This is a genomic window from Streptomyces sp. NPDC127100, from assembly GCF_042724095.1.
GTDB lineage: Bacteria > Actinomycetota > Actinomycetes > Streptomycetales > Streptomycetaceae > Streptomyces.
Genome location: NZ_JBHXFL010000013.1, coordinates 26,139 through 49,191 on the forward strand (window position 1 = coordinate 26,139; position 23,053 = coordinate 49,191).

General features: G+C 72.5%; 22 protein-coding genes. 8 read left to right on the top strand and 14 right to left on the bottom strand.

What is annotated here, in order from left to right:
- Positions 1–63: 63 nt before the first annotated feature.
- From ACFWJB_RS15275 to ACFWJB_RS15290, 4 genes are all read right to left on the bottom strand, one after another.
- Positions 64–1,422: a hypothetical protein gene (locus ACFWJB_RS15275; protein WP_386922663.1), complete on the bottom strand. Its 1,359-nt coding sequence runs from the start codon at positions 1,420–1,422 to the stop codon at positions 64–66.
- Entirely contained in the window at positions 1,412–2,020 is a 609-nt protein-coding gene (locus ACFWJB_RS15280; protein WP_385458230.1) for a DUF6114 domain-containing protein, read from the bottom strand. The genes ACFWJB_RS15275 and ACFWJB_RS15280 overlap by 11 nt, the downstream gene beginning before the upstream one ends.
- Positions 2,021–2,137: 117 nt before the next feature.
- Positions 2,138–2,770: a DUF6230 family protein gene (locus tag ACFWJB_RS15285; protein WP_362496871.1), complete on the bottom strand. Its 633-nt coding sequence runs from the start codon at positions 2,768–2,770 to the stop codon at positions 2,138–2,140.
- 655 nt (positions 2,771–3,425) lie between these two features.
- On the bottom strand, positions 3,426–4,403 hold the full coding sequence (locus ACFWJB_RS15290; RefSeq protein ID WP_386922666.1) for a tetratricopeptide repeat protein: 978 nt from the start codon (positions 4,401–4,403) through the stop codon (positions 3,426–3,428).
- Between the two features lie 249 nt (positions 4,404–4,652).
- On the opposite strand from ACFWJB_RS15290, the gene ACFWJB_RS15295 reads away from it, so the two are divergent.
- Positions 4,653–5,294: a TetR/AcrR family transcriptional regulator gene (locus tag ACFWJB_RS15295; protein WP_385458232.1), complete on the top strand. Its 642-nt coding sequence runs from the start codon at positions 4,653–4,655 to the stop codon at positions 5,292–5,294.
- Between the two features lie 49 nt (positions 5,295–5,343).
- On the opposite strand, the gene ACFWJB_RS15300 is transcribed toward ACFWJB_RS15295, so the two are convergent.
- The 5 genes from ACFWJB_RS15300 to ACFWJB_RS15320 form a co-directional block, all read right to left on the bottom strand.
- Positions 5,344–7,044 (bottom strand): methylmalonyl-CoA mutase, encoded by a 1,701-nt coding sequence (locus ACFWJB_RS15300; RefSeq protein ID WP_386922668.1) that lies wholly within the window; start codon positions 7,042–7,044, stop codon positions 5,344–5,346.
- Positions 7,045–7,125: 81 nt separating this feature from the next.
- Positions 7,126–7,464 carry a DUF3817 domain-containing protein gene (locus ACFWJB_RS15305; RefSeq protein WP_386922670.1) on the bottom strand — a complete coding sequence of 113 codons (339 nt, stop codon included), beginning with the start codon at positions 7,462–7,464 and terminating at the stop codon, positions 7,126–7,128.
- 56 nt (positions 7,465–7,520) lie between these two features.
- Positions 7,521–8,030, bottom strand: a complete 510-nt coding sequence (locus tag ACFWJB_RS15310) for a MarR family winged helix-turn-helix transcriptional regulator (RefSeq protein WP_386922672.1) — start codon at positions 8,028–8,030, stop codon at positions 7,521–7,523.
- Positions 8,031–8,106: 76 nt separating this feature from the next.
- Positions 8,107–8,400, bottom strand: coding sequence for an MTH1187 family thiamine-binding protein (locus ACFWJB_RS15315; RefSeq protein ID WP_386922674.1), 294 nt, complete (start codon positions 8,398–8,400; stop codon positions 8,107–8,109).
- The gene (locus ACFWJB_RS15320; protein ID WP_385458237.1) at positions 8,397–8,741 is read right to left on the bottom strand and encodes a DUF3817 domain-containing protein; all 345 of its coding nucleotides are present in this window, start codon (positions 8,739–8,741) and stop codon (positions 8,397–8,399) included. The genes ACFWJB_RS15315 and ACFWJB_RS15320 overlap by 4 nt, the downstream gene beginning before the upstream one ends.
- A gap of 181 nt (positions 8,742–8,922) precedes the next feature.
- On the opposite strand from ACFWJB_RS15320, the gene ACFWJB_RS15325 reads away from it, so the two are divergent.
- From ACFWJB_RS15325 to ACFWJB_RS15340, 4 genes are all read left to right on the top strand, one after another.
- Complete coding sequence (locus ACFWJB_RS15325; protein WP_386922676.1) at positions 8,923–9,555, top strand: AIM24 family protein; 633 nt, start codon at positions 8,923–8,925, stop codon at positions 9,553–9,555.
- A 1-nt stretch (position 9,556) separates the two neighbouring features.
- Positions 9,557–10,207, top strand: a complete 651-nt coding sequence (locus ACFWJB_RS15330; protein ID WP_386922678.1) for an AIM24 family protein — start codon at positions 9,557–9,559, stop codon at positions 10,205–10,207.
- On the top strand, positions 10,204–10,980 hold the full coding sequence (locus ACFWJB_RS15335) for an AIM24 family protein (RefSeq protein WP_385458240.1): 777 nt from the start codon (positions 10,204–10,206) through the stop codon (positions 10,978–10,980). Before ACFWJB_RS15330 ends, ACFWJB_RS15335 begins: the two co-directional genes overlap by 4 nt.
- A 101-nt stretch (positions 10,981–11,081) precedes the next feature.
- The gene (locus ACFWJB_RS15340) at positions 11,082–11,558 is read left to right on the top strand and encodes a MarR family winged helix-turn-helix transcriptional regulator (protein WP_385458241.1); all 477 of its coding nucleotides are present in this window, start codon (positions 11,082–11,084) and stop codon (positions 11,556–11,558) included.
- 25 nt (positions 11,559–11,583) lie between these two features.
- Here the strand turns inward: ACFWJB_RS15340 and ACFWJB_RS15345 are convergent, their stop codons facing one another.
- Together ACFWJB_RS15345 and ACFWJB_RS15350 are read right to left on the bottom strand one after the other, a co-directional pair.
- Positions 11,584–13,011 carry an ATP-binding protein gene (locus ACFWJB_RS15345; RefSeq protein ID WP_386922681.1) on the bottom strand — a complete coding sequence of 476 codons (1,428 nt, stop codon included), beginning with the start codon at positions 13,009–13,011 and terminating at the stop codon, positions 11,584–11,586.
- Positions 13,008–13,676 (bottom strand): response regulator transcription factor, encoded by a 669-nt coding sequence (locus ACFWJB_RS15350; RefSeq protein ID WP_385458243.1) that lies wholly within the window; start codon positions 13,674–13,676, stop codon positions 13,008–13,010. Before ACFWJB_RS15350 ends, ACFWJB_RS15345 begins: the two co-directional genes overlap by 4 nt.
- Positions 13,677–13,799: 123 nt before the next feature.
- Between ACFWJB_RS15350 and ACFWJB_RS15355 the strand changes: the two genes are divergently transcribed.
- A complete protein-coding gene (locus tag ACFWJB_RS15355; RefSeq protein WP_385458244.1) occupies positions 13,800–14,477 on the top strand; it encodes a PepSY domain-containing protein in 678 nt (225 codons plus the stop codon).
- Here the strand turns inward: ACFWJB_RS15355 and ACFWJB_RS15360 are convergent.
- The 3 genes from ACFWJB_RS15360 to ACFWJB_RS15370 form a co-directional block, all read right to left on the bottom strand.
- On the bottom strand, positions 14,410–15,684 hold the full coding sequence (locus tag ACFWJB_RS15360) for an MFS transporter (protein ID WP_386922683.1): 1,275 nt from the start codon (positions 15,682–15,684) through the stop codon (positions 14,410–14,412). The genes ACFWJB_RS15355 and ACFWJB_RS15360 overlap by 68 nt on opposite strands.
- 168 nt (positions 15,685–15,852) lie before the next feature.
- A complete protein-coding gene (gene meaB, locus ACFWJB_RS15365; protein WP_385458246.1) occupies positions 15,853–16,809 on the bottom strand; it encodes a methylmalonyl Co-A mutase-associated GTPase MeaB in 957 nt (318 codons plus the stop codon).
- Between the two features lie 43 nt (positions 16,810–16,852).
- Positions 16,853–18,058, bottom strand: a complete 1,206-nt coding sequence (locus tag ACFWJB_RS15370) for an acetyl-CoA C-acetyltransferase (protein WP_385458247.1) — start codon at positions 18,056–18,058, stop codon at positions 16,853–16,855.
- A 149-nt stretch (positions 18,059–18,207) separates the two neighbouring features.
- Between ACFWJB_RS15370 and mce the strand changes: the two genes are divergently transcribed.
- On the top strand, positions 18,208–18,648 hold the full coding sequence (gene mce / locus ACFWJB_RS15375; RefSeq protein ID WP_059301486.1) for a methylmalonyl-CoA epimerase: 441 nt from the start codon (positions 18,208–18,210) through the stop codon (positions 18,646–18,648).
- Between the two features lie 235 nt (positions 18,649–18,883).
- On the top strand, positions 18,884–22,864 hold the full coding sequence (gene scy, locus ACFWJB_RS15380; RefSeq protein WP_386922686.1) for a polarized growth protein Scy: 3,981 nt from the start codon (positions 18,884–18,886) through the stop codon (positions 22,862–22,864).
- Positions 22,865–23,053 lie beyond the last annotated feature (189 nt).

Genomic DNA, 23,053 nt, shown 5'->3' on the forward strand with positions numbered 1-23,053 from the left:
CCCCCTGTGGTTCAGGGGGCGCCCTCGGTGTCGCGCGGCTCCCGGACGGGTGCGGGGGTGTGCTCAGCTCGTGTACTGGTGCAGCCCGGGGACGTGCAGGGTGCCGCCGAACTGACCGGCCTGGACGACCGTCACCTTGGTGAAGTAGATCAGCGGGATGTCCAGCGGCGGCGGGTTCTCCGGGTCGAAGGTGATCGGGATCAGCCCGAGCAGGTTGCCCGAGATGCTCTCCGTGTACATCACCGTCTCGCCGTCGCGGATCGTGGACGTCGAGCCCTTGGCCGCCTGCACGTGGTAGGTCTTGCCGGACTGCTCGTCCTTCACCGTCTGGTGCAGGTCGCCGATGTCGGTGCCGTTGGAGATGACGTACTTCAGCACCTTCTTGGTGGTGCCGTTGGCCGTCCTGACCTCGACGATGCCCTTGTACGAGGCGCCCTTGAGCAGCAGCGAGCTGGCGTTGAGGTACCAGGGGTCGTCCGGGAGCGGCACCTGGTTGTCGACGCCGCCCTCCGCGTCGGTGGCGACCGGGCAGTCGTCCACGTCCGGGCCGGCACTCTCGGACGCGTCGGGGCTGGGCGACGCGGTGGCCTCCTCGGCGGCCTCCGTCGCCTCCTGCACGGCCTCGTCCACCGTCTTCCCGGTGTCCTCGGCCGCCTCGGACGCCGCGTCGGTGGCGTCCCGGACGGTGTCCTTCGCCGTCCCGGTGGCCTTGTCGACGGTGTCCTCGACGGTGCCGGCGGGGTCCTCGGCGGCGCTCGCGGAGGCCGTCGGGGTGGGCGTGGGGCTGGGACTCTCCTCGGTCTTGCCGCCGGTGAAGATGCCCTCGATGGCGTCGCCGAGGTCCTTCAGCACACCGCCCTTCTCGCTCTCGGACGGCGAGGGCGACGGGGTCTCGGCGGCGGGTGCCTTCTCCTGGCTCTGCGCCTCGGGGGACGCGGAGGGTGCGGGCTCGGCCTTGTCGTCGGAACCTGAATCCGGCGAAGAGGACGAATCGGCGCCCTGTCCGGCGCCCTTGCCGCTGTCCTGGTCCGCGTCGCCGGAGGCCGAGGGATCCGGCTCCGTCGCGTCACCCTTGTCGTCGGCCTTCTCGTCGTCGGTCCCGTCGGTCGCCGAGGGCGACGGCGTCGGGGACTCCGACGAGCCCTTCTCGGCGTCCTCCAGGGCCGCCACGCAGTCCTTGTACTCGTCGGCCGTCAGGCTGTTCGACGGCGGTGCCGCGTCGTTGCCGTCCGCGAGGGCCAGCGTCGGCGTGAACCCCATCCCCATGAGGACCGCCGTGGGCATCGCGGCCAGGGCTATCGCCTTGCCGGCCGGCATGTGGAACCTGGTGAACAACGGCTTCTTGGGTGCCGCGTGGCGCGGCCCGGTTCTCACACGGAACGACTCCACGTCAGTCCCGCGGGTCACCTCGTCAGCCGGCACTGTGCCTCCCGTTCGCCCCGTTGGCCGGGCTCGTTCCTGACAGATCGTTCTCCCCCAGGGACTTGTAGGCCTGGGGGGAGCCCCCGTCGGCCAGGCCGTCCCGCGGCTGCGGCACCGTCGTGTCGGGCACCGGGGTGCCGGGGACCACGCCCTCGGGCGCGTCGCCCGTTCCCCTGCCGTCCAGCGGCGGCTCGGCCTGCGGCGGCTGACCCGGTACCCACGACACGGCCATCGCTCCGCCGACCAGCGCGAGCAGGAAGCCGATGAGGAAACCGCCGAGGTTGGACACGGGGATGGACACCAGGGCCAGCAGGATCGCCGCCACGCCCGCGAAGACCCGGACGTGCTTCTGGAACCACAGGCTGACGCCCAGGACGACCAGCAGCACGCCGATGATCAGGGACCCGGCGCCCGCGGTGGTGGCCATCGCCAGCGTCAGGTGACCGATCTGGAGGTTCGCGTACGGGAAGTAGGCGATGGGGAGTCCGCCGAGGGCGACGAACAGACCGGCCCAGAACGGCCGCGCGCCTCGCCAGGCACGGAACTGCAGCCTCCGGCGGCTGAACTGGCCGGTTGCGGCAGGAGTCTCGGCGCTCATGGAAAACAGCTCCCTGGTACGGCTTTGCTGTGGTGGAGATGTGGGCCGCGCGTGAAGCCGCGGCCGGAGAGTGGACGGGCGGGGGCGCCACCGGCTCCCCCGCCCGTCAGCGAGTGCTTAGTAGCACTCCTTGACACCCTTGGACAGCGACATCTTCAGACCGCTGAGCTTGAAGGTTCCGGCGGTGGTCGCCCACGCCGTCTGCTTCACGCCGGTCAGCGTGACCGAGTCGGCCTGCTGCGAGAACCCGTACGGGTTCGCCGTGTCGCCCTTCTTGATGCCCGGACCCTTGGCGGCGTCCTTGGCCGCGACGCCGATGTCGATGCCGCGGAACGTGGCATCGGCCTCGAGCTGCTCGACGTCGATGTACAGGTTCTCGGCCTCGACCGCCTTACTGCCGCCGCCGGCCTTCAGCATGAGGCTGACCGAGCCGATGAGCGGGATGTCCGGGGTGACCACGGACTGGCACATGCCCTTGATCGACGCGGACTTGAACGCCGAGACGGCGACGGGGTGAGCCGTCTTCTGTCCGTCGAGCGTGTAACCCGAGTCGATCGCCCCGTACTGGACGAAGCCCGTACCGTCGAGCTGGTCGGCCGTCACCTTGAACGACTGGCCGGAGACGCTGAACGACGCCGCCAGGGCACCCTGCGCCAGCGCCACGCCTATGGCGGCCGTCGCGGCCACGCTGGGCACCATGACGACGGCGAACCGCTTCCATCTGGTCCCGCCACGCACCTGGGACTCCATATTTCCTCCTTCTCGGACGTACATCTCCTGGCCTCGGCCCGCCCCCGGGATCGGTGGCTCGGCCTGGCAGGGATGGGAGAAGTGCTACGTCCTCGGGAAGGAGAGCGCCTGCGCTCGGCGGCACGTACGACGCGCCCGAATCACCGGCGATCACCCCCGAGCGACAACCACTGGTCGCGCCTGACAGGCATCACGCACAACCCTGCTGGACAGGCTTCACCGGGTGGGTGAAGACCCCCCTGCCCAAGAGCCGGCGCCACTGCCGCCGGCTCTGCTCGGTGGGGACCCAGGGAACCCCCGCGACCCGACTGGCTTTCGGGTTACGGGAATGGACCGAGCGTCGCCGATCGTGGTGCATTCTCGCCGCCGACACAAGGGGGTTCGTTACTGGCTAGTAACGGCCGGATAACCGCGAGACGACACACCGGCCCCGTACGGCGACGCTGGGTGTGTCATGAGAGGGGGACAAAACTATTGATCGCTGGACAGAATCCGACACAACAACGCCCCTGCCTTACTGGCAGTAACAGCGGCCGCGATTACCAAGATTTGGCAAAGCGCGGCCGCAGTGACGTCTCGTCGGCAGTTCCCTCACTCGGGCATCACCCGGCCGGACGGTCTGCGACCGCCCGGCGGGCGGGACCCGGAACGCCCCCTAGAACAGGGCGCGGGCGAGCGCCCGGCGTGCCGCCGTCACCCGCGGGTCGTCGGCGCCGACCACCTCGAACAGCTCCAGCAGCCGCACCCGTACGGCGTCCCGGTCGTCCCCGGCCGTGCGGCGCACCGTGTCGATGAGCCGGCCGAAGGCGTCCTCCACGTGACCGCCCACCAGGTCCAGGTCGGCGGCGGCGATCTGCGCCTGCGCGTCGTCCGGCTTGTCGGCCGCGTCCTGCCGGACCCGCTGCGGGTCGGCGTCCTGCACGCGCTGGAGCAACTCCGCCTGGGCGAGGCCGAGTCTGGCCTCCGTGTTGCCCGGGTCGTCGCTGAGCACGTTCTTGTACGCGCGGACGGCACCGGCGAGGTCGCCGGCGTCCAGTGCCTGCACCGCGGCCTCCAGCGCCGCGTCGTGCGGCCCGGCCGGACGCTCGGGGGCGGCGGCCGGGTTCGCGCCGGGCTCCGCCTCCGGGTCGACGACGAGACCGGTCAGGCCGAAGCGCTGCTCGGCGACCTGCACCAGCTGGTCCAGGGTCTGGCGGATCTGCGCCTCGCCCGCGGCGCCCTGGAAGAGCGGCAGCGCCTGTCCGGCCACGACCGCGAAGACGGCCGGGATGCCCTGGACGCCGAACTGCTGCATGAGCATCTGGTTGGCGTCGACATCGATCTTGGCGAGGAGGAAGCGCCCGTTGTACTCGACGGCGAGCCGCTCCAGGACGGGGCTCAACTGCTTGCAGGGCTCGCACCACTCGGCCCAGAAGTCGATGACGACCGGGACCTCGGTGGACCGCTGCAGGACGTCGGTCTCGAAGCGTGCCTCGTCGACGTCGATGACGAGGTCGGCCGGGGAGACGCCCCCCGTTCCGCCGTGCCGGGCGGCCTCGGCGCGAGCCTGCTCCGCCTTCGCCTTGGCCTCCTGGGCCGCCTTCACCGCGGCGAGGTCGACGACCCCGCTCATGGACATGTTCCGTGGCTGCATGGGTCTATCCTCCCCTGTCCTGCGCGCGTGTGTGAAAAGCGGCGGGAAAGCCCGCCCTGATGTGTGCCGTTGGCACGGGTTGTCCGGCGCCGGGTCCCCACCCTGCGCCCGTGGTCGTCGCTCGGGCACGGGCGTACCCGCGCTTTCGCTACGAGTCGTAGCGTAATGCCATGACGGGCCGTCGGAACACCCCGCCCCGGTGATCTCCCTCACGGCGGGCCGGCGCAAACGCGCGGTTATGGTCGGCACATGCAGAGCAGCACCCCCGCCGGCCGTGCCGGGCGCCCGCGCAGCGCCGCGGCGGACACCGCGATCCTGGCCGCCACGCGGGCGGCCCTGGTGGACCTCGGCTGGTCGAAGCTCACCCTGGGAGACGTGGCGACGCGGGCCGGGGTTGCGAAGACGACTCTCTATCGTCGCTGGGCCGGCAAGAACGAACTGGTCGTGGACGCCGTGGCGGAGCTCTTCGACGAACTCGAACTGCCCGACCGCGGCTGCCTGGCCGCCGACATCGAGGGCGTGGTGCTTCAGTTCGCGGCGATCCTGGCCCGGCCGGAGGCCAGGAGCGGGCTGATGGCGGTGGTGGCGGAGTCCACGCGGGACGACGCGCTGCGCGAACGCATCCGCGCCTCCATCGTCGACCGGCAGAAGCGCCTGGTGCTGGAGGGCAGGTCCCGCGCCCAGGCGCGCGGCGAGCTGCCCGACGAGCCCGACCCGGCCGAGGCCGCCCGCACCGCGGACCTCATCTTCGACGTGGTGGCGGGTGCGGTGGTCCACCGCACCCTGGTCAGCGCGGAACCGGCGGACGGGGAGTGGGTGCGGGGCTTCACACAGGTACTGCTGTGGGGCCTGGCCTCCCGCCCCGCCGAGCCGGGTGGCGGCCGGGCATAGACCCGGGGGCCGGGAGGCGGTGCCCTCCCGGCCGCGCCGGCACCGGCCTCTAGAAGCCCGCCGGCTCCGTGTACACCCCCCACTCGTCCCGCAGCACCCCGCAGATCTCACCGAGCGTCGCCTCGGCGCGCACCGCGTCCAGCATCGGCTCGATCATGTTGCCGCCGGAGCGGGCCGCGGCCAGCATGGCGTCCAGCGCGGAGCGCACGGCCGCGTCGTCCCGGGCCGCCTTGCGCTCGCCGAGCACCCGCACCTGCTCGCGCTCGACCTCGTGGCTGACCCGCAGGATCTCCAGGTCGCCGGTGACGGAGCCGGTGTGCACGTTGACGCCGACGACCTTCTTGTCGTCCTTCTCCAGTGCCTGCTGGTAGCGGAAGGCGGACTCGGCGATCTCGCCGGTGAACCAGCCGTCCTCGATGCCGCGCAGGATGCCGGAGGTGATCGGGCCGATGGGGTGCCGCCCGTCCGGGTGGGCGCGCAGCCCGCGCTCCCTGATCTGCTCGAAGATCTTCTCCGCGTCCGCCTCGATCCGGTCCGTGAGCTGCTCGACGAACCAGGAACCGCCCAGCGGGTCGGCGACGTTGGCGACGCCGGTCTCCTCCATCAGCACCTGCTGGGTCCGCAGGGCGATCTCGGCGGCCTGCTCGCTGGGCAGCGCGAGGGTCTCGTCCAGGGCGTTGGTGTGCAGGGAGTTGGTCCCGCCGAGCACTGCGGCCAGCGCCTCCACGGCGGTGCGCACGACGTTGTTGTACGGCTGCTGGGCGGTCAGCGAGACACCGGCGGTCTGGGTGTGGAACCGCAGCCACTGCGCCTTCTCGCTCTTCGCGCCGTACACGTCCCGCATCCAGCGCGCCCAGATGCGCCGGGCCGCGCGGAACTTCGCGATCTCCTCGAAGAAGTCGACGTGCGCGTCGAAGAAGAAGGACAGCCCGGGCGCGAAGACGTCGACGTCCAGTCCCCGGCTGAGCCCCAGCTCGACGTACCCGAAGCCGTCCGCGAGCGTGTACGCCAGCTCCTGGGCGGCGGTCGCCCCGGCCTCGCGGATGTGGTAGCCGGAGACGGAGAGCGGCTTGTAGGCGGGGATGCCGGCCGCGCAGTACTCCATCAGGTCGCCGATGAGGCGCAGGTGCGGCTCGGGCTGGAAGAGCCACTCCTTCTGGGCGATGTACTCCTTGAAGATGTCCGTCTGGAGCGTGCCGTTCAGCACGGAGGCGTCGACGCCCTGCCGCTCGGCCGCCACGAGGTACATGCAGAACACGGGCACGGCGGGCCCGCTGATCGTCATGGAGGTGGTGACGTCCCCCAGGGGGATGTCCTTGAACAGCACCTCCATGTCGGCGGCCGAGTCGATGGCCACCCCGCAGTGCCCGACCTCGCCCAGCGAGCGCGGGTCGTCGGAGTCGCGGCCCATCAGCGTCGGCATGTCGAAGGCGACGGAGAGCCCTCCTCCGCCGTTGCGGAGGATCATCTTGTACCGCTCGTTGGTCTGCTCCGCGTTCCCGAACCCGGCGAACTGCCGGATGGTCCACGTCCGCCCGCGGTAGCCGGTGGGGTACAGCCCCCGGGTGAAGGGGAACTCCCCCGGCCACCCGATCCGCTCGAACCCCTCGTACCTGTCCCCGTCCCGGGGCCCGTACACCGGCTCCACGGGATCCCCGGAGAGCGTGGTGAAGTCGGCGTCACGCTTGCGCGCGACGTCGTACCGGGCCTGCCACCGGCGGCGGCCTTCCTCTACGGCGTCAGCGTCCATACCTTCGAATTTACTAGGACGTCCAAGTAAATGTCGATGGGGTACCGCCGTACGGGTGTCCGTACGGCGGTGCGGCGGGGGTCAGGCCTCGGCGGGCGCCGGGGCGGGCCGGGCCACCTTGGCGTCCAGCTCGCGGCTGATCCTGCGCTCCACGAAGAAGGCGGCCGTCGGGACCGTTCCCGCGAGCAGCACCCAGAGCTGCTTCTTGACCGGCCACTTCGCCTTGGAGCCCAGGTCGAAGGCGAAGACGAGGTAGATGACGTACAGCCAGCCGTGGGCGATGCTGACGACCCGGGTGAAGTCGGCGGCGCCGTCCATCTCCAGGGCGTACTTGGCGATCATGCCCAGGCACAGGGCGATCAGCAGTACACCGGTGACGTACGCCATGACGCGGTAGCGGGTCAGCACGCTCTTTTTCATGTCCACGAGCGTAACCACACGTTTCGGGCGATCTTCCGGCGGCCCCGCCGACGGGCTCACTCCGCCTTGAAGTCCCCCGCCGCCACCCGCAGCGGCCTGAGCATGGCGAAGATCTCGCCGCACTCCTCGGCGTCGTACGCGCTCAGGCCGAAGTCCATGGCCATGAGGTCGCGGGTGGCCGACTCGACGACCTCGCGGCCCTTGTCGGTGATGCTGGCGAGCGTGCCGCGGCCGTCGTTGGGGTTGGGGCGCTTGTCGACCAGACCGGACCTGACCAGGCGGTCGACGGTGTTGGTCACGGAGGTGGGGTGCACCATGAGCCGTTCGCCGATCTTGGACATCGGCAGCTCGCCCGACTTGGAGAAGGTGAGCAGCACCAGCGCCTCGTAGCGCGCGAACGTCAGGCCGTAGGGCTTGACCACCGCGTCGACCTCGGCCAGCAGGATCTGCTGGGCGCGCATGATCGAGGTGATCGCGGCCATCGAGGGCACGCCGCCCCAGCGCTGCTTCCAGAGATCGTCGGCGCGGGCGATGGGATCGAAGGAGAGGCTGAGGGGCTTCGGCACGGCACCAGACCTTACCGGCCGGTCATATGCCGGTCAGCCCCGTCTCGCCTTTCGATACCACCGCCCGGCGGCGGTGTCAGCCGGCGAGGTGGCGCTCCACCGTCTCCACCTTGGACGTCAGACCGTCCGTGACGCCGGGGCGGATGTCCGCCTTGAGGACCAGGGACACCCGCGGCGCCCGCGCCTCGACGGCGGCCACGGCCCGCCGGACGACGTCCATGACCTCGTCCCACTCGCCCTCGACGGACGTGAACATCGCGTCGGTGCGGTTGGGCAGGCCCGACTCGCGGACCACCCGGACCGCTTCGGCCACGTACTCCCCGACGTCCTCGCCGACGCCCAGCGGCGTCACGGAAAAGGCGACGATCATGCGTTGACGACCCCTTCCTGGCGGGCGCGCGAGGCGATGACCGCGTCCTCGGCCTCACGCTTGAGCCGGCGCTCGGCGAAGAAGCCGCCGGTCGGCAGGACCGACAGGACGAAGTAGAGGGCGGCCGTGCCGACGGGCCACTTCGCGCGGTTCCAGGCGTCCGCCCAGAAGAGCACGTACAGCACGAAGAGAACACCGTGGACCGCGCCCATCACCGGTACGGCGTTGAAGTCCGTGGTCCGCTTCAGGACCGAGCAGACGAGCAGCAGGAGGAACGAGATCGCCTCGGGGCCCGAGACCAGGCGGAGGCGGCGGAGGGCGGTGGCGGTCTTGAGGTCCACGGGTCACCTTCGGTGGGAGAGGGGTGGGTGAGGGATCGATCGCGAGCCGATGCCTTGTGAACACACTCACAAGCGCTGGTCCATTGTGGCAAACCCGCGGCACGTCCGGGTGAGGGGGTCGGGGTCCCCCCACGGGGCCTGTCGGCGGACCCGTTCGACGGCTACGTTCTCATTTGTGGCGATGTTCCGACTTCAAGGCAGCAAGGTGCTCGCCGTCGACATGACCGGGGACGCCGTGAAGGCGAAGAACGGCTCGATGGTCGCGTACGACGGGGAGATGGCCTTCAAGAAGCTGAGCGGCGGTGGTGAGGGCCTCCGGGGCATGGTGACCCGGAGGATCACCGGCGAGCAGATGACGGTGATGGAGGTGAGGGGGCAGGGGACCTGCTGGTTCGCGGACCGGGCCTCGGAGATCACGCTGGTGGGGCTCCGGGGCGACACGCTGTACGTCGAGTCGAGCAACTTCCTGGCGGCCGACGCCGGGCTGCGCACGGGCACGAGCTTCACCGGGACCCGGGGCGCCGCCCAGGGCAACGGGCTGTTCACCACGACGGTCGAGGGGCACGGGCAGGCGGCGATCATGTCGGACGGCCCGGCGGTGGTGCTGCGGGTCAGCGCGCAGTACCCGCTGTCCGTCGACCCGGGGGCGTACGTCGCGCACCAGGGGAACCTGCGGCAGTCCTTCCAGTCGGGTGTGACCTTCCGCACGCTGCTCGGCGAGGGCGGCGGCGAGGCCTTCCAGATCCGCTTCGAGGGCGACGGACTGGTGTACGTGCAGCCGAGCGAGCGCAACACGATCGCGGGGGACGTGTGACATGGCCTTCCAGGAGATCAACTCCAAGATGGTCCGGGCGACCGTGGCTCCCGGGCAGCGGCTGTTCAGTCAGCGCGGCGCGATGCTCGCGTATCAGGGCGACGTGTCGTTCACCCCGAGCACGACCGGCGGTCAGGGCGGCGTCATGTCGATGATCGGGCGCCGGGTGGCGAACGAGGACACCCCGCTGATGACCGTCGAGGGGAGCGGCACGGTGTTCTTCGGGCACGGCGGCCACCATGTGCAGGTCATCACTCTCTCGGGCGACACCCTGTACGTGGAGGCGGACCGGCTCCTCGCCTTCGAGGGGACGCTGGAGCAGGGCACGATGTTCCTCGGCTCGCAGGGCGGGGTCATGGGCATGGTGCGCGGCCAGGTCAGCGGGCAGGGGCTGTTCACGACCACCCTGAGAGGTCACGGCGCGGTGGCGGTGATGGCCCACGGGGGCGTCTTCGAGGTGCCGGTCACCCCGCACCGGGCGGTGCACGTCGACCCGCAGGCCTACGTCGCCCACCACGGCGACGTGCGCAACAGGCTGTCCACGGCGCTGGGCTGGCGGGACATGGTGGGCCGCGGCTCCGGGGAGGCGTTCCAGCTGGAGCTGAGCGGCAGCGGCACGGTGTTCGTCCAGGCCTCGGAGGAGAAGCTGTGAGCACGGTCCACCACGACCCGGCGACGCTGCCGGCCGATGACAACGTCAACGCGTACACCTTCTGCGTGGAGCTCCGGGGAAGCCGGTGGTTCCTCCAGAAGGGGAAGATGATCGCCTACTACGGGACGATCGACTTCAACGGCGTCGGGCACGGCCGGCTGGACCGGCTGATGCGCACGTCCTTCCATTCGCCTCTGCACGCGAGCGACTGGGTCGTGGCCGAGGGGTCGGGCAAGATGCTGCTCGCCGACCGGGCCTTCGACGTGAATTCGTACGACCTCCAGGACGGCAACCTGACCATTCGCTCGGGCAACCTGCTCGCTTTTCAGCCAAGTCTCGCTCTCAAGCAGTCGATCGTGCCGGGTTTTCTGACCCTGCTCGGAACCGGAAGGTTCGTGGCCGCGTCGAACGGTCCGGTGGTGTTCATGGAACCTCCGATCCGGGTGGACCCGCAGGCCCTGGTCGGCTGGGCCGACTGCCCGTCGCCCTGCCATCACTACGACCACGGGTACATGACCGGCCTGCTGGGCGGTCTACGTGCGATGACAGGGTTGGGCGGGGCGTCCGGGGAGGAGCACCAGTTCGAGTTCGCGGGAGCGGGGACGGTGCTGCTGCAGTCGAGCGAGGCGCTGATGGCGGAGCAGGCAACGGGGGTCGCTCCGCAGCAGGCGGGGGTACCCGGCGGTGGGGTGCCCGGCACACCGGGAGGCCGGTCAGGGGTACCGGGGCTTCCCGGACAGCTGGGGGACCTCCAACGCCGCTTCGGGCTGTGAGCGGTAACCTGCGGAGTGTGACATCGAACGCGTGCGCACCGTCACCGTCACCGGAAACCCCTCACTAGTTCGCCTTTCAACTTTTTAGGTAGACTTCATTCATGGAGACCGAGACGGCCACCCGCTGGCTGACCGATACGGAGCAGTGTGCCTGGCGCACCCACCTGGAGGTCAACAGGCTGTTGACGCACCAGCTGGAGAAGGATCTGCAGCCCTTCGGCCTGACAATGAACGACTACGAGATCCTGGTGAACCTCTCCGAGTCGGAGGACGACAGGATGCGGATGAGCGACCTCGCCGCCGCCACCCTGCAGTCCAAGAGCCGCCTCTCCCACCAGATCACCCGCATGGAGAACGCGAACCTGGTCCGGCGGGAGAACTGCGAGTCCGACCGCCGCGGGCTCTACGCCGTCCTCACCGAGCACGGCCTGGAGACGATGCGGAAGGTCGCCCCGCACCATGTGGCGTCCGTGCGCAGGCACTTCATCGACCTGCTGGCCCCCGAGGCCCTGACGGAGCTCGACAAGGCGCTCCGGCCCATCGCGGAGCACCTGCGCGGCCAGCGGGGACGTCCCTGACCCCGGACGTCCCGCGGGACGGGTCCTAGGCGACCGGCAGGCGGAGCTCGAACAGGGCGCCGCCTGCCGGCGCGTCGCGGACCGTGAGCGTGCCGCCGTGCCGCACGGCGACGTCACGGGCGATGGCGAGCCCGAGACCGGCACCGCCGTCGTCGCGGCTGCGGGCCGCGTCGAGCCGTACGAACCGTTCGAAGATCCGCTCCCGGTCGGCCGCCGGGACGCCCTCCCCGTCGTCGGCCACCGCGGCCACCGCCACCTCGCCCTCCCGGCGCACGGACACCTCCACCGCCGAGCGCGCGTGCCGCTGCGCGTTGTCGAGCAGGTTGCCCAGCACCCTCTCCAGCTGGCCCCGGGACCCGGCGACCGCCACCGCGTCCCGGGCCCGCACGCGCACCCCGGCCCGGCCCGCCGCCTGGGCACGAGCCAGCGCGGCGAGGTCGACCCGCGCGTCGGCGGGCCGCTCCCCCGCGTCCAGCCTGGCCAGCAGCAACAGGTCGGCGGCGAGCCGCTGGAGCCGCACGGTGTCCTCGACGGCACCGTCCAGGTCGAGCAGCTCGGGATGGGCGGCGGCCACCTCGAGCTGGGTCCGCAGCGAGGCGATCGGGCTGCGCAGCTCGTGCGAGGCGTCGGCGACGAACCGCCGCTGCCGTTCCACCGAGCTCTCCAGCGCGGCCAGCGTCTCGTTGGTCGTGGTGGCGAGCCGGGCGATCTCGTCGTGGGTGTCCGGCACCGGGACGCGCCGGGCGAGGTCCTCGCTGGCGGTGATCGCGGCCATCTCCCGCCGGATGCCCTCCACCGGGCGCAGCGCGCGCCGGGTGACCAGCCAGGTCACCCAGGCCACGACCGCGAGCAGCGCCGGGAAGCCGATCAGCATGACGGTCAGCGCGGTGTCCACGGCGCCGTGCTCGGCGGACAGCGGGGCACCGGCGTAGACGGTGAGCCGGCCGCGGTCCCGGGTCTCGACGGACACGGCGGCGAACCGGTAGTCCTCCGTGTCGCCGTCGATCGTCGCGGATCCGTCACCGACGGTGGTCCGCTCGCCGATCTCGCCCGGTTCGAGGGACTCGCCGGAGCCGTGGTCGTCGTCCCGGTCGTCGTCCCCGTCGTCGTCGCCCCGCTCCCCCGTGGCGGCCGGCAGCGGCTTCACCGTGCCGACGCCGGTGCCGCTGATCCGCTCCAGGTCCTCGCTGGCGGCGACCAGCCCGCCGTCGCCGTCGACGACCTGCACCGGCCGGTCGTCCACGTCCAGCGACAGCTCGCCGTACGGCGTCCCGACGGAGAGCTCGGCGGCGACCTCCCGTGCGGAGCGCTCCGCCTGGGTGCCGGCCTCGCCGAGCAGGTTGGAGCGCAGGGACAGCAGGACCGCGGTGCCGGCGGCCATGAGGGCGACGGCCACGACGAGGGTGGCGGCGAGGGTCGCGCGGGCCCGGACGGAGCCGAGGAGCCGGCTCACCGCCCGCCCTCCAGCCGGTACCCGGCGCCCCGCACGGTCCGGATCAGCCCGGCGCGCAGCTTGCGACGCAGCGCGCTGACGTAGACCTCGACGATGTTGGGGTCGCCGTCGTAGGCGAAGTCCCAGACGTGCTCCAGGATCTCCGCCTTGGACACCACCTGCCCGGCCCGCAGCACGAGCTCCTCCAGGACGGCGAACTCCTTCGCGGTGAGCGGCACTTCACTCTCGCCCAGGAAGACCCGGCGGGCGGCGGTGTCGACCTTCAGGTCCCCGTGGACGTGCACGGGCGAGGCCCCGGCGCCCCGGGTCCGCCGCCGCAGCAGCGCCTTCACGCGGGCGACGAGGACGACGTACGAGAAGGGCTTGGTGAGGTAGTCGTCGGCACCCGTGTCCAGGCCCTCCGCCTCGTCGTACTCGCCGTCCTTGGCGGTGAGCATGAGGATCGGCACGTCGTGCCCGGCGGCGCGCAGGGCCGCGCAGACCCGGTACCCGTTGAGGCCGGGCAGCATGATGTCGAGGACGACCAGGTCGTAGGCGCCCGCGCCGGCCCGGTGGAGTCCCTCCCGCCCGTCGTGGACGACGTCCACGGCGTAGCCCTCGGCGGTCAGGCCCCTGGCGAGCGACAGGGCCAGCCGCTTCTCGTCCTCCACGATCAACAGGCGCATGCGAGAAGGGTCCCAGAGGCAAGCTGAAGATCCCTTCAGGTGGTTTCAGGCTGCCCTCAGCGTCGGCCGGTCAGAGTGGGACGCCGGAACGGAGCGACAGCCCACGGACTCGGAGGAAGACGTATGAAGCGCACCATCGTGATCGCCGCCGTCACCGCCGCCGCACTGGCCGGAGGCGTGACGGCGACGGCCCTGGCGGCCTCGGACGACGACGCCCCGGGCACCGGCACGGCACGTCAGGCGGACGACGGCGCCCGTACGACCTCGGTCGAGGTGACGGCCGGCGACGCCCTCGCCGCCGCACTGCGCGAGGTGCCGGGCACCGCCGTCTCGGCGGAACTCGACTCCGAGGACGACGATGACGACCGGGACGACCGGGACGACCGGGGCAAGGGCGACGACGGTGGCCGCGAGCGCGCCGTCTGGGAGGTCGACGTCCTTGCCGGCGACGGCACCTGGCACGGCGTCAGGATCGACCCGGCCACCGGCGAGGTCCTCGGGGAACGGACGGAGGACGAGGACGACACCGCCGAGGTGCGGGCCGCCCTGAAGGGCACGTCCGTGGGCGCCGCCGAGGCCGCGAAGGCCGCCGGGGCCGGCCACGGGACCGTGACCTCGGTGGAGCTGGACGACGACGGCCGTCACGGCGACGGCACGGCCGTCTGGGAGGTCGGGACCCGCTCCGCCGGCCAGGCCGGGCAGGACTGGCGGGTGGACGGGCGGACCGGCGAGGTCACGGCCGATCACCGGGCCGGCTCGGGCTCGGACGAGCCGGACGACTCCGGCCCGGACGACGACTGAGCGGCCCCGTCGGCTCGCCCGGCCGGCCGCGGCGGCCCGGCGGCACCAGCGCCGCCACCGCGGCGACCGCGCCGGACACCGCGAAGCACACCGGCAGCGGCAGCCGTTCCACCAGCAGGCCCACCGTCGCGGCACCGGCGGAACTGCCCGCGTTCACGGCCGCGTTGACCCAGGCTCCCGCCCGGTTCCGGTACCCGGGCGCCACGCTCTCGTCGGCGACCAGGTACGCCGTGGTGAGCGCCGGTGCCACGAACAGCCCCGCGCAGGCGACGGCCGCCACCAGGGTGCCGACGCCGGGGGCGAGTCCGGCGGCCGTCAGGCAGAGGCCGAGGCCGGCGGCGAGGAAGGGGAGCCGGGCGCGGGCGGACGAGCCCCAGGCGACGGCGCCGTTGAGCAGGCCGCCGACCGCGCTGCCCACCGACAGGGCCGCGAGCACCCAGGCCACGGTGGCGCCGCCGAGGCCGCGCTGTCCGGCGAAGGCGACGGCCAGCAGGTCCACGGCGCTCACCGCGACCCCGACGGCCGCGGTGACCACGACGGGTTGCAGCAGGGCGCGGGTCTGGCCCCTGCCCGCCCGGCCGGCGTCCTCCTTCGCGCCATCGGCGGCCGGCGACGCGCCCGCCGCCGGCGACGCGGCGAAGGCGAGGGTGCCCGCCGCCACCAGCAGGGCGCTGAGCACCACGGCGGCGGCCGGCGGAGCGACGCCGACCACCACGCCGACCAGCAGCGGACCGGAGACGAAGAGCAGCTCCTCGGCGACCCCGTCCAGGCTGTAGGCGCGCTGGAGCATCCGCCGGTCGGGCAGCAGTCCGGCCCACACCGCGCGCATCGTGGGGCCGAGCGGGGGCGTGCAGGCGGCGGTCGCCGCGAGGACGGCCGCGGGGGTGCCCGGGTGGACGCAGGCCGCCGCCAGCGCGCACAGCAGGGCGGCGTACAGGAGGGCCATGGGCAGCAGGGCCCGGCGCGGGCCGTGCCGGTCGACCAGGCCCGCGCGGTAGGGGGAGAGCAGGACGCTCGTCGCGCCGAACAGCGCCATGACCGAGCCGGCCACGGCGTACGACCCGGTGGCCCGGGTCACGGAGAGCATCAGGGCGAGGTTGACCGTGCCGTACGACAGCCGGCCGACGAGGGCGGCCGCGAAGGTGCGGCGGGCATGGGGGGCGCGGAGGACGGCGGCGTACGAGGGCCGCGGAAGGGGCGTGGACACGCGAAGGGTTCCTCGGGAGGGAGGCGACTGGGGACGCCGAAGCGCGCGACGGCCGGATGCGGCGGTCGCGTGCGGGGCGGGTCCTAGGCCAAGAGGAGGAACACGCGCGTCAAGCTAGCAGCGCGGGGCGCGCACCCGCCATCCCTTTTCCGGTGCGCGCCGGCCGCGTCATCCCCGCGTCAGTCCGGCCACCAGTTCGTCCGCGGCGCGGTACGGGTCGAGTTCGCCCGCCACGATCCGGTCGGCCAGCGCGCCCAGGCGCCGGTCGCCGTGGAGGTCGCCGATGCGTTCGCGCAGGGTGGTGACGGCGATCGTCTCGACCTCGCGGGCGGCGCGGGCGCGGCGGCGCTCGGCCAGCACGTCCCGCTCCTCCATCCAGGCGCGGTGCTTCTCCAGCGCCTCGACGACCTCGTCGACGCCCTCGCCGCGCGCGGCGACCGTCTTGACGATGGGCGGGCGCCAGTCTCCGGCGGCGCGGGCCTCGCCGAGGCCCAGCATGTGGTTCAGCTCGCGGGCGGTGGCGTCCGCGCCGTCCCGGTCGGCCTTGTTGACGACGTAGACGTCGCCGATCTCCAGGATTCCGGCCTTGGCGGCCTGGATGCCGTCGCCCATGCCGGGGGCGAGGAGGACGACGGAGGTGTCGGCCTGCGAGGCGATCTCGACCTCGGACTGGCCGACGCCGACGGTCTCGACCAGGATCACGTCGCAGCCCGCCGCGTCCAGCACGCGGATGGCCTGCGGCGCGGCCCAGGCGAGGCCGCCGAGGTGGCCGCGGGTGGCCATGGAACGGATGTAGACGCCGGGGTCGGAGGCGTGCTCCGACATACGGACCCGGTCGCCCAGCAGGGCACCGCCGGAGAACGGCGAGGACGGGTCGACGGCGAGGACGCCGACCCGCCTGCCCTGCTTGCGGTACGCCGTGACCAGCGCCGAGGTGGACGTCGACTTGCCGACGCCCGGCGAGCCCGTCAGGCCCACCACGTACGCGCCCCCGGTCAGCGGCGCGAGGGCCGCCATGACCTCCCTGAGCTGCGGAGACGCCCCCTCCACCAGGGAGATCAGCCGGGCCACGGCCCGCGGCCGGCCTTCCCGGGCCTGGGCGACCAGCGAGGAGACGTCCTGCATCACAGCTCCGTTCCGAGGTGCACGTACGTGAGGGAGAGGGGGCTCAGGCCTTGGATACCCGGACGATCAGGGCGTCACCCTGGCCGCCGCCGCCGCACAGCGCCGCCGCGCCGACGCCGCCGCCGCGCCGCTTCAGCTCCAGCGCCAGGTGCAGGACGAGCCGGGCGCCGGACATGCCGATGGGGTGACCCAGGGCGATGGCGCCACCGTTGACGTTCACCTTTTCGGTGGACACGCCGAGGTCCTTCATGGACTGCACGGCGACGGCCGCGAACGCCTCGTTGATCTCGATCAGGTCGAGGTCGCCGACCTCCAGGCCCTCCTTCTTCAGGGCGTGCAGGATGGCGTTGGACGGCTGCGACTGCAAAGAGTTGTCGGGGCCGGCCACGTTGCCGTGGGCGCCGATCTCGGCGATCCACTCCAGGCCGAGCTCCTGCGCCTTGGCCTTGCTCATGACGACCACGGCCGCCGCGCCGTCGGAGATCTGCGAGGAGGAGCCCGCGGTGATCGTGCCGTCCTTCGAGAAGGCCGGGCGGAGCTTGCCGAGGGACTCGGCGGTGGTGTCGCCGCGGATGCCCTCGTCCTTGCTGAACAGCACCGGGTCGCCCTTGCGCTGCGGGATCTCGACCGGGGTGATCTCGGCCTCGAAGATGCCGTTCTTCTGGGCGGCGGCGGCGCGCTGGTGGGACAGGGCGGCGATCTCGTCCTGCTCCGGACGGGCGATGCCGAGCCGGGTGTTGTGCTTCTCCGTCGACTCGCCCATGGCGATGTTCTCGAAGGCGTCGGTCAGGCCGTCGTGCGCCATGGCGTCGAGCATTTGCACCGCGCCGTACTTGTAGCCCTCGCGGGACCTGGGCAGCAGGTGCGGGGCGTTGGTCATGGACTCCTGGCCGCCGGCCACGACCACGTCGAATTCACCCGCGCGAATCAGCTGGTCGGCGAGCGCGATGGCGTCGAGGCCGGAGAGGCACACCTTGTTGATCGTGAGCGCCGGGACGTTCATGGGGATGCCGGCCTTGACGGCGGCCTGGCGGGCCGGGATCTGGCCGGCGCCGGCCTGGAGGACCTGCCCCATGATCACGTACTGGACCTGGTCACCGGCGATCCCCGCGCGGTCCAGGGCGGCCTTGATCGCGAAACCTCCGAGGTCGGCCCCGGAGAAGGACTTCAACGAGCCGAGCAGCCGTCCCATCGGGGTGCGGGCACCCGCGACGATGACGGAGGTCGTGCCGTTCGTTGCAGAAGACATGAGCTGCGATCCCCTTTTCCGGCCCGCACAGGCCGAGGAGTGAACGAGGGTTTACTCGAATGTACTGAGCGGTATCCCGCCCGTCACCGTGCTGTCGGTGTGATCGCCCGCACGTTGCGCAACCACCTCCGGAGCGCTGCACTGATTCCATGCTGACGCGAATCGACCACATCGGAATCGCCTGCCACGACCTCGACGCGACCGTCGAGTTCTACCGTGCCACCTACGGCTTCGAGGTGTTCCACACCGAGGTCAACGAGGAACAGGGCGTGCGCGAGGCCATGCTCAAGATCAACGATACGTCGGACGGCGGTGCCTCGTACCTCCAGCTGCTCGAGCCGACCCGGGAGGACTCCGCGGTCGGGAAGTGGCTGGCGAAGAACGGCGAGGGCGTCCACCACATCGCGTTCGGGACGGCGGACGTCGACGCGGACGCGGCGGACATCCGCGGCAAGGGCGTACGCGTGCTGTACGACGAGCCCCGGCGCGGTTCCATGGGGTCCCGGATCACCTTCCTGCACCCCAAGGACTGCCATGGCGTCCTGACAGAACTCGTCACTTCGGCGGCCGTTGAGTCACCTGAGCACTGACCCTCGTACATAAGGGCCGGTAGGGTTGGGTGCGGTCGCCGCTCAGTCCAGGGTGACCCGGTCCTGTCGTCGCCGGCGCCGGGACCGCCGGGGTCCGTGTTTCGGGGGGCGAGGGACGGGGCAGCAGCCCATGCTCCGCCGTTGATCTGACACCATTCCCCCGGGGGCCCCGTTCGGTGGACGGACGGAGCCCGTTCTAAGGGATTTGCGACCAGGGGACGGATGGGACCGCGCAGTGCGGGGCTACGAGAGCCAGGAGCGAGAGCCGGCGGCTGACGTCGACCACCTCTCTCGGTTCGAGGCCGAGATGAAGCGGCTGAAGACCGAGCGGGAAAAGGCGATCCAGCACGCCGAGGACCTCGGCTACCAGGTCGAGGTGCTGCGCGCCAAGCTGCACGAGGCGCGGCGCACCATCATGTCCCGGCCCGCCTTCGACGGCGGCGACATCGGGTACCAGGCCGAGCAGTTGCTGCGCAACGCGCAGATGCAGGCCGACCAGCTGCGCGCGGACGCCGAGCGGGAGCTGAGCCAGGCCCGCGCGCAGACCCAGCGCATCCTGCAGGAGCACGCCGAGCAGGCCGCCCGGCTCCAGGCCGAGCTGCATCAGGAGGCCGTGACCCGGCGCCAGCAGCTCGACCAGGAGCTGGCCGAGCGCCGGCAGACCGTCGAGTCGCACGTCAACGAGAACGTGGCCTGGGCGGAGCAGCTGCGCGCCCGCACCGAGCAGCAGGCCCGCCGGCTGCTCGACGAGTCCCGTACCGAGGCCGAGCAGGCCCTGGCCACGGCCCGCGCGGAGGCCGAACGGCTGACGTCCGAGGCCCGGCAGCGGCTGCGCGACGACGCCGAGGCGGCGCGCGGCGAGGCCGAGCAGATCCTGCGCCGCGCCCGCGCGGACGCCGAACGGCTGCTGAACGCCGCCTCCACACAGGCCCAGGAGGCCACCGAACACGCCGAGCAGCTGCGCAGCTCCACGGCGAGCGAGTCGGAGTCCGCGCGCCGGCAGGCCCAGGAGCTGAGCCGGACCGCCGAGCAGCGCATGAGCGAGGCCGAGGAGGCGCTGCGCAAGGCGCAGACCGAGGCCGAGAAGCTGGTCGCCGAGGCCAAGGAGTCCGCGGCCAAGACCCTCTCCAGCGCCGAGTCGGCCAACGAGCAGCGCACCCGCACGGCCAAGGAGCAGGTCGCCCGGCTGGTCAGCGAGGCCACCAAGGACGCCGAGACCACCAAAGCCGAGGCCGAGCAGCTCGTCGCGGACGCCCGTGCCGAGGCCGAGAAGATCGTCGCCGAGGCCGCCGAGAAGGCCCGTACGGTCACCGCCGAGGAGTCGGCCACCCAGCTGTCCAAGGCCGCCAAGACCGCCGAGGACGTGCTGAACAAGGCGTCCGAGGAGGCCAGCCGGACCACGAAGGCCGCCGTCGAGGAGGCCGAGCGGATCCGCACCGAGGCCGAGGCGGAGGCCGACCGGCTGCGGGCCGAGGCGCACGACATCGCCGAGGGGCTCAAGGGCGCGGCGAAGGACGACACCAAGGAGTACCGCGCCAAGACGGTCGAGCTCCAGGAGGAGGCGCGCCGGCTGCGCGGCGAGGCCGAGCAGCTGCGCGCCGACGCGGCCGCCGAGGGCGAGAAGATCCGTGCCGGGGCCCGCAAGGAGGCCGTGGCGCAGATCGAGGAGGCGGCGAAGACCGCCGAGGAGCTGCTCGCCAAGGCCAAGGCGGACGCCGACGAGCTGCGGCGGACGGCCACCGCGGACAGCGAGAAGGTCCGCACCGAGGCGATCGAGCGGGCGACGACCCTGCGCCGCCAGGCCGAGGAGACGCTGGAACGCACCCGCGCCGAGGCCGAGCGGCACCGCGCGGAGGCCGCCGAACGCGCCGAGGAGCTCCAGGCCGACGCCGAGCGCGCCGCCCGTGAGCTGCGCGAGGAGACCGAGCGCGCCGTCGAGGCCCGGCAGGCGGAGGCCGCCGAGGAGCTGACGCGGCTGCACACCGAGGCGGAGGAGCGCCGGAACTCCGCGGAGCAGGCGCTGACCGAGGCCCGTGAGGAGGGCGCGCGGATCCGCCGCGAGGCCGCCGAGGAGAGCGAGCGGCTGCGCACCGAGGCCGCGGAGCGGATCCGCACGCTCCAGCAGCAGGCCGAGACGGAGGCCGAGCGGCTGCGCACCGAGGCCGCCGCCGACGCCTCCGCGTCCCGCGCGGAGGGCGAGGCCGTCGCCGTACGGCTGCGGTCGGAGGCCGCGGGCGAGGCGGAGCGGCTGAAGTCGGAGGCGCAGGAGAGCGCGGACCGGGTCCGGGCGGAGGCGCAGGCCGCCGCCGAGCGCATCGCGGCCGAGGCGTCCGAGACGCTGGCCGCCGCGCAGGAGGAGGCCGCCCGGCGCCGCCGCGAGGCCGAGGAGCTGCTGGGCGCCGCCCGGCAGGAGGCGGACCAGGAGCGCGAGCGGGCCCGCGAGCAGAGCGAGGAGCTGCTGGCCTCGGCGCGCACCCGGGTGGAGGAGGCGCAGGCCGAGGCGACCCGGCTGGTCGAGGAGGCCGACCGGCGCGCGACCGAGATGGTGTCGGCGGCCGAGCAGCACGCGCAGCAGGTGCGCGAGTCGGTCGCCGGGCTGCACGAGCAGGCCCAGGAGGAGATCACCGGGCTGCGCAGCGCCGCCGAGCACGCGGCGGAGCGCACCCGGCGCGAGGCCGAGGAGGAGGCGGACCGGGTCCGCGCCGACGCCTACGCGGAGCGGGAGCGGGCCGGCGAGGACGCGGGTCGGATGCGCCGCGAGGCGCAGGAGGAGTCGGAGGCCGCCAAGTCGCTCGCCGAGCGGACGATGTCCGAGGCGATCACGGAGGCCGACCGGATCCGCGCGGACGTGTCCGAGCACGCCCAGCGGGTGCGCACGGAGGCGTCGGACACGATCGCCGAGGCGGAGCAGAGCGCGGCGCGCACCCGGGCGGACGCCCGCGAGGACGCCAACCGCATCCGGTCCGACGCGGCGACGCAGGCGGACACCCTGATCACCGAGGCGCGTTCCGAGGCGGAGCGGCTGACCACGGAGACGGCCGCGGAGACCGACCGGATCCGCACGGAGACGGTCGCCGAGGCGGAGCGGGTCCGCACCGAGGCGGCGGCGGAGGCCGAGCGGGTCACCACGGCCGCCCTGGAGGAGGCCGAGCGGCTGCGCACGGAGTCGGTCTCCGAGGCCGACCGGGTCCGGTCCGAGGCGAGCGCCCAGGCGGAGCGGCTGCTGTCGGAGGCCGGCGGGGAGGCGGAGCGGCTGCGGGCCGAGGCCGCCGAGGCGGTCGGCTCCGCGCAGCAGCACGCCGAGCGCATCCGCACCGAGGCGGAGCGGCTCAGGGCGGAGGCGGCGGCGGAGGCCGAACGGGTGACCACGGCCGCCCGCGAGGAGGCCGAGCGCACCCTGGACGAGGCCCGCAAGGACGCCAACAAGCGGCGCTCCGAGGCGGCCGAGCAGGTCGACACGCTGATCACCGAGACCACGGCGGAGGCCGACAAGCTGCTCACCGAGGCCCGGCAGCAGGCCCAGAAGACCACCGCGGACGCCGAGTCGCAGGCGGACACGATGGTCGGCGCGGCCCGTACGGAGGCCGACCGGATCGTCGCCGAGGCGACGGTCGAGGGCAACACCCGGGTGGAGAAGGCCCGCACGGACGCGGACGAGCTGCTCGTCGGGGCCCGGCGGGACGCGACGGCCATAAGGGAGCGGGCGGAGGAGCTGCGCGAGCGCCTCACGTCCGAGATCGAGGAGCTGCACGAGCGGGCCCGCCGCGAGGCCGCCGAAACGATGAAGTCGGCCGGCGACCGCTGCGACGCGCTCATCAAGGCCGCCGAGGAGCAGCTCGCCAAGGCGGAGGCGAAGGCCAAGGAGCTTGTGTCGGAGGCCAACTCCGAGGCCGGCAAGGTGCGCATCGCCGCCGTCAAGAAGGCGGAGGGCCTGCTGAAGGAGGCCGAGCAGAAGAAGGCCTCGCTGGTCCGGGAGGCCGAGGAGCTCAAGGCCGAGGCGGTCCGGGAGGCCCGGCGCACGGTCGAGGAGGGCAAGCGCGAGCTGGAGATCCTGGTGCGGCGCCGCGAGGACATCAACACCGAGATCTCCCGGGTGCAGGACGTGCTGGAGGCGCTGGAGTCCTTCGAGGCACCGGCGGGCGGCAAGGACGGCGGGGTCAAGGCCGGTGCCACGGTCGGCGCCCCCCGTTCGGGTGGCAAGTCGTCAGACGGCTAGCATCCGAGGCGGTTTCGGTGTCTCCTGGAGGGCTCTGACTCACCCTCCGCCTGGACCTTTGACCTGAACTTTGGCAAGCCGTCCGTGGGTTAGCCACTCAAAAGAGGTGTCATTCTCCAGATCAAACACGCATCCGCTCGATGACACACCGCATTGGCGCCTAGGATTCCCTCTATCACCTCACCCGGT

Excerpts from the sequence above, each read along its gene's own strand:
- ACFWJB_RS15280 (WP_385458230.1), bottom strand. The coding sequence starts at position 2,020 with ATGAGCGCCGAGACTCCTGCCGCAACCGGCCAGTTCAGCCGCCGGAGG.
- ACFWJB_RS15285 (WP_362496871.1), bottom strand. The coding sequence starts at position 2,770 with ATGGAGTCCCAGGTGCGTGGCGGGACCAGATGGAAGCGGTTCGCCGTC.
- ACFWJB_RS15290 (WP_386922666.1), bottom strand. The coding sequence starts at position 4,403 with ATGCAGCCACGGAACATGTCCATGAGCGGGGTCGTCGACCTCGCCGCG.
- ACFWJB_RS15295 (WP_385458232.1), top strand. The coding sequence starts at position 4,653 with ATGCAGAGCAGCACCCCCGCCGGCCGTGCCGGGCGCCCGCGCAGCGCC.
- ACFWJB_RS15300 (WP_386922668.1), bottom strand. The coding sequence starts at position 7,044 with ATGGACGCTGACGCCGTAGAGGAAGGCCGCCGCCGGTGGCAGGCCCGG.
- ACFWJB_RS15305 (WP_386922670.1), bottom strand. The coding sequence starts at position 7,464 with ATGAAAAAGAGCGTGCTGACCCGCTACCGCGTCATGGCGTACGTCACC.
- ACFWJB_RS15315 (WP_386922674.1), bottom strand. The coding sequence starts at position 8,400 with ATGATCGTCGCCTTTTCCGTGACGCCGCTGGGCGTCGGCGAGGACGTC.
- ACFWJB_RS15325 (WP_386922676.1), top strand. The coding sequence starts at position 8,923 with ATGTTCCGACTTCAAGGCAGCAAGGTGCTCGCCGTCGACATGACCGGG.
- ACFWJB_RS15330 (WP_386922678.1), top strand. The coding sequence starts at position 9,557 with ATGGCCTTCCAGGAGATCAACTCCAAGATGGTCCGGGCGACCGTGGCT.
- ACFWJB_RS15340 (WP_385458241.1), top strand. The coding sequence starts at position 11,082 with ATGGAGACCGAGACGGCCACCCGCTGGCTGACCGATACGGAGCAGTGT.
- ACFWJB_RS15350 (WP_385458243.1), bottom strand. The coding sequence starts at position 13,676 with ATGCGCCTGTTGATCGTGGAGGACGAGAAGCGGCTGGCCCTGTCGCTC.
- ACFWJB_RS15355 (WP_385458244.1), top strand. The coding sequence starts at position 13,800 with ATGAAGCGCACCATCGTGATCGCCGCCGTCACCGCCGCCGCACTGGCC.
- meaB (WP_385458246.1), bottom strand. The coding sequence starts at position 16,809 with ATGCAGGACGTCTCCTCGCTGGTCGCCCAGGCCCGGGAAGGCCGGCCG.
- ACFWJB_RS15370 (WP_385458247.1), bottom strand. The coding sequence starts at position 18,058 with ATGTCTTCTGCAACGAACGGCACGACCTCCGTCATCGTCGCGGGTGCC.
- mce (WP_059301486.1), top strand. The coding sequence starts at position 18,208 with ATGCTGACGCGAATCGACCACATCGGAATCGCCTGCCACGACCTCGAC.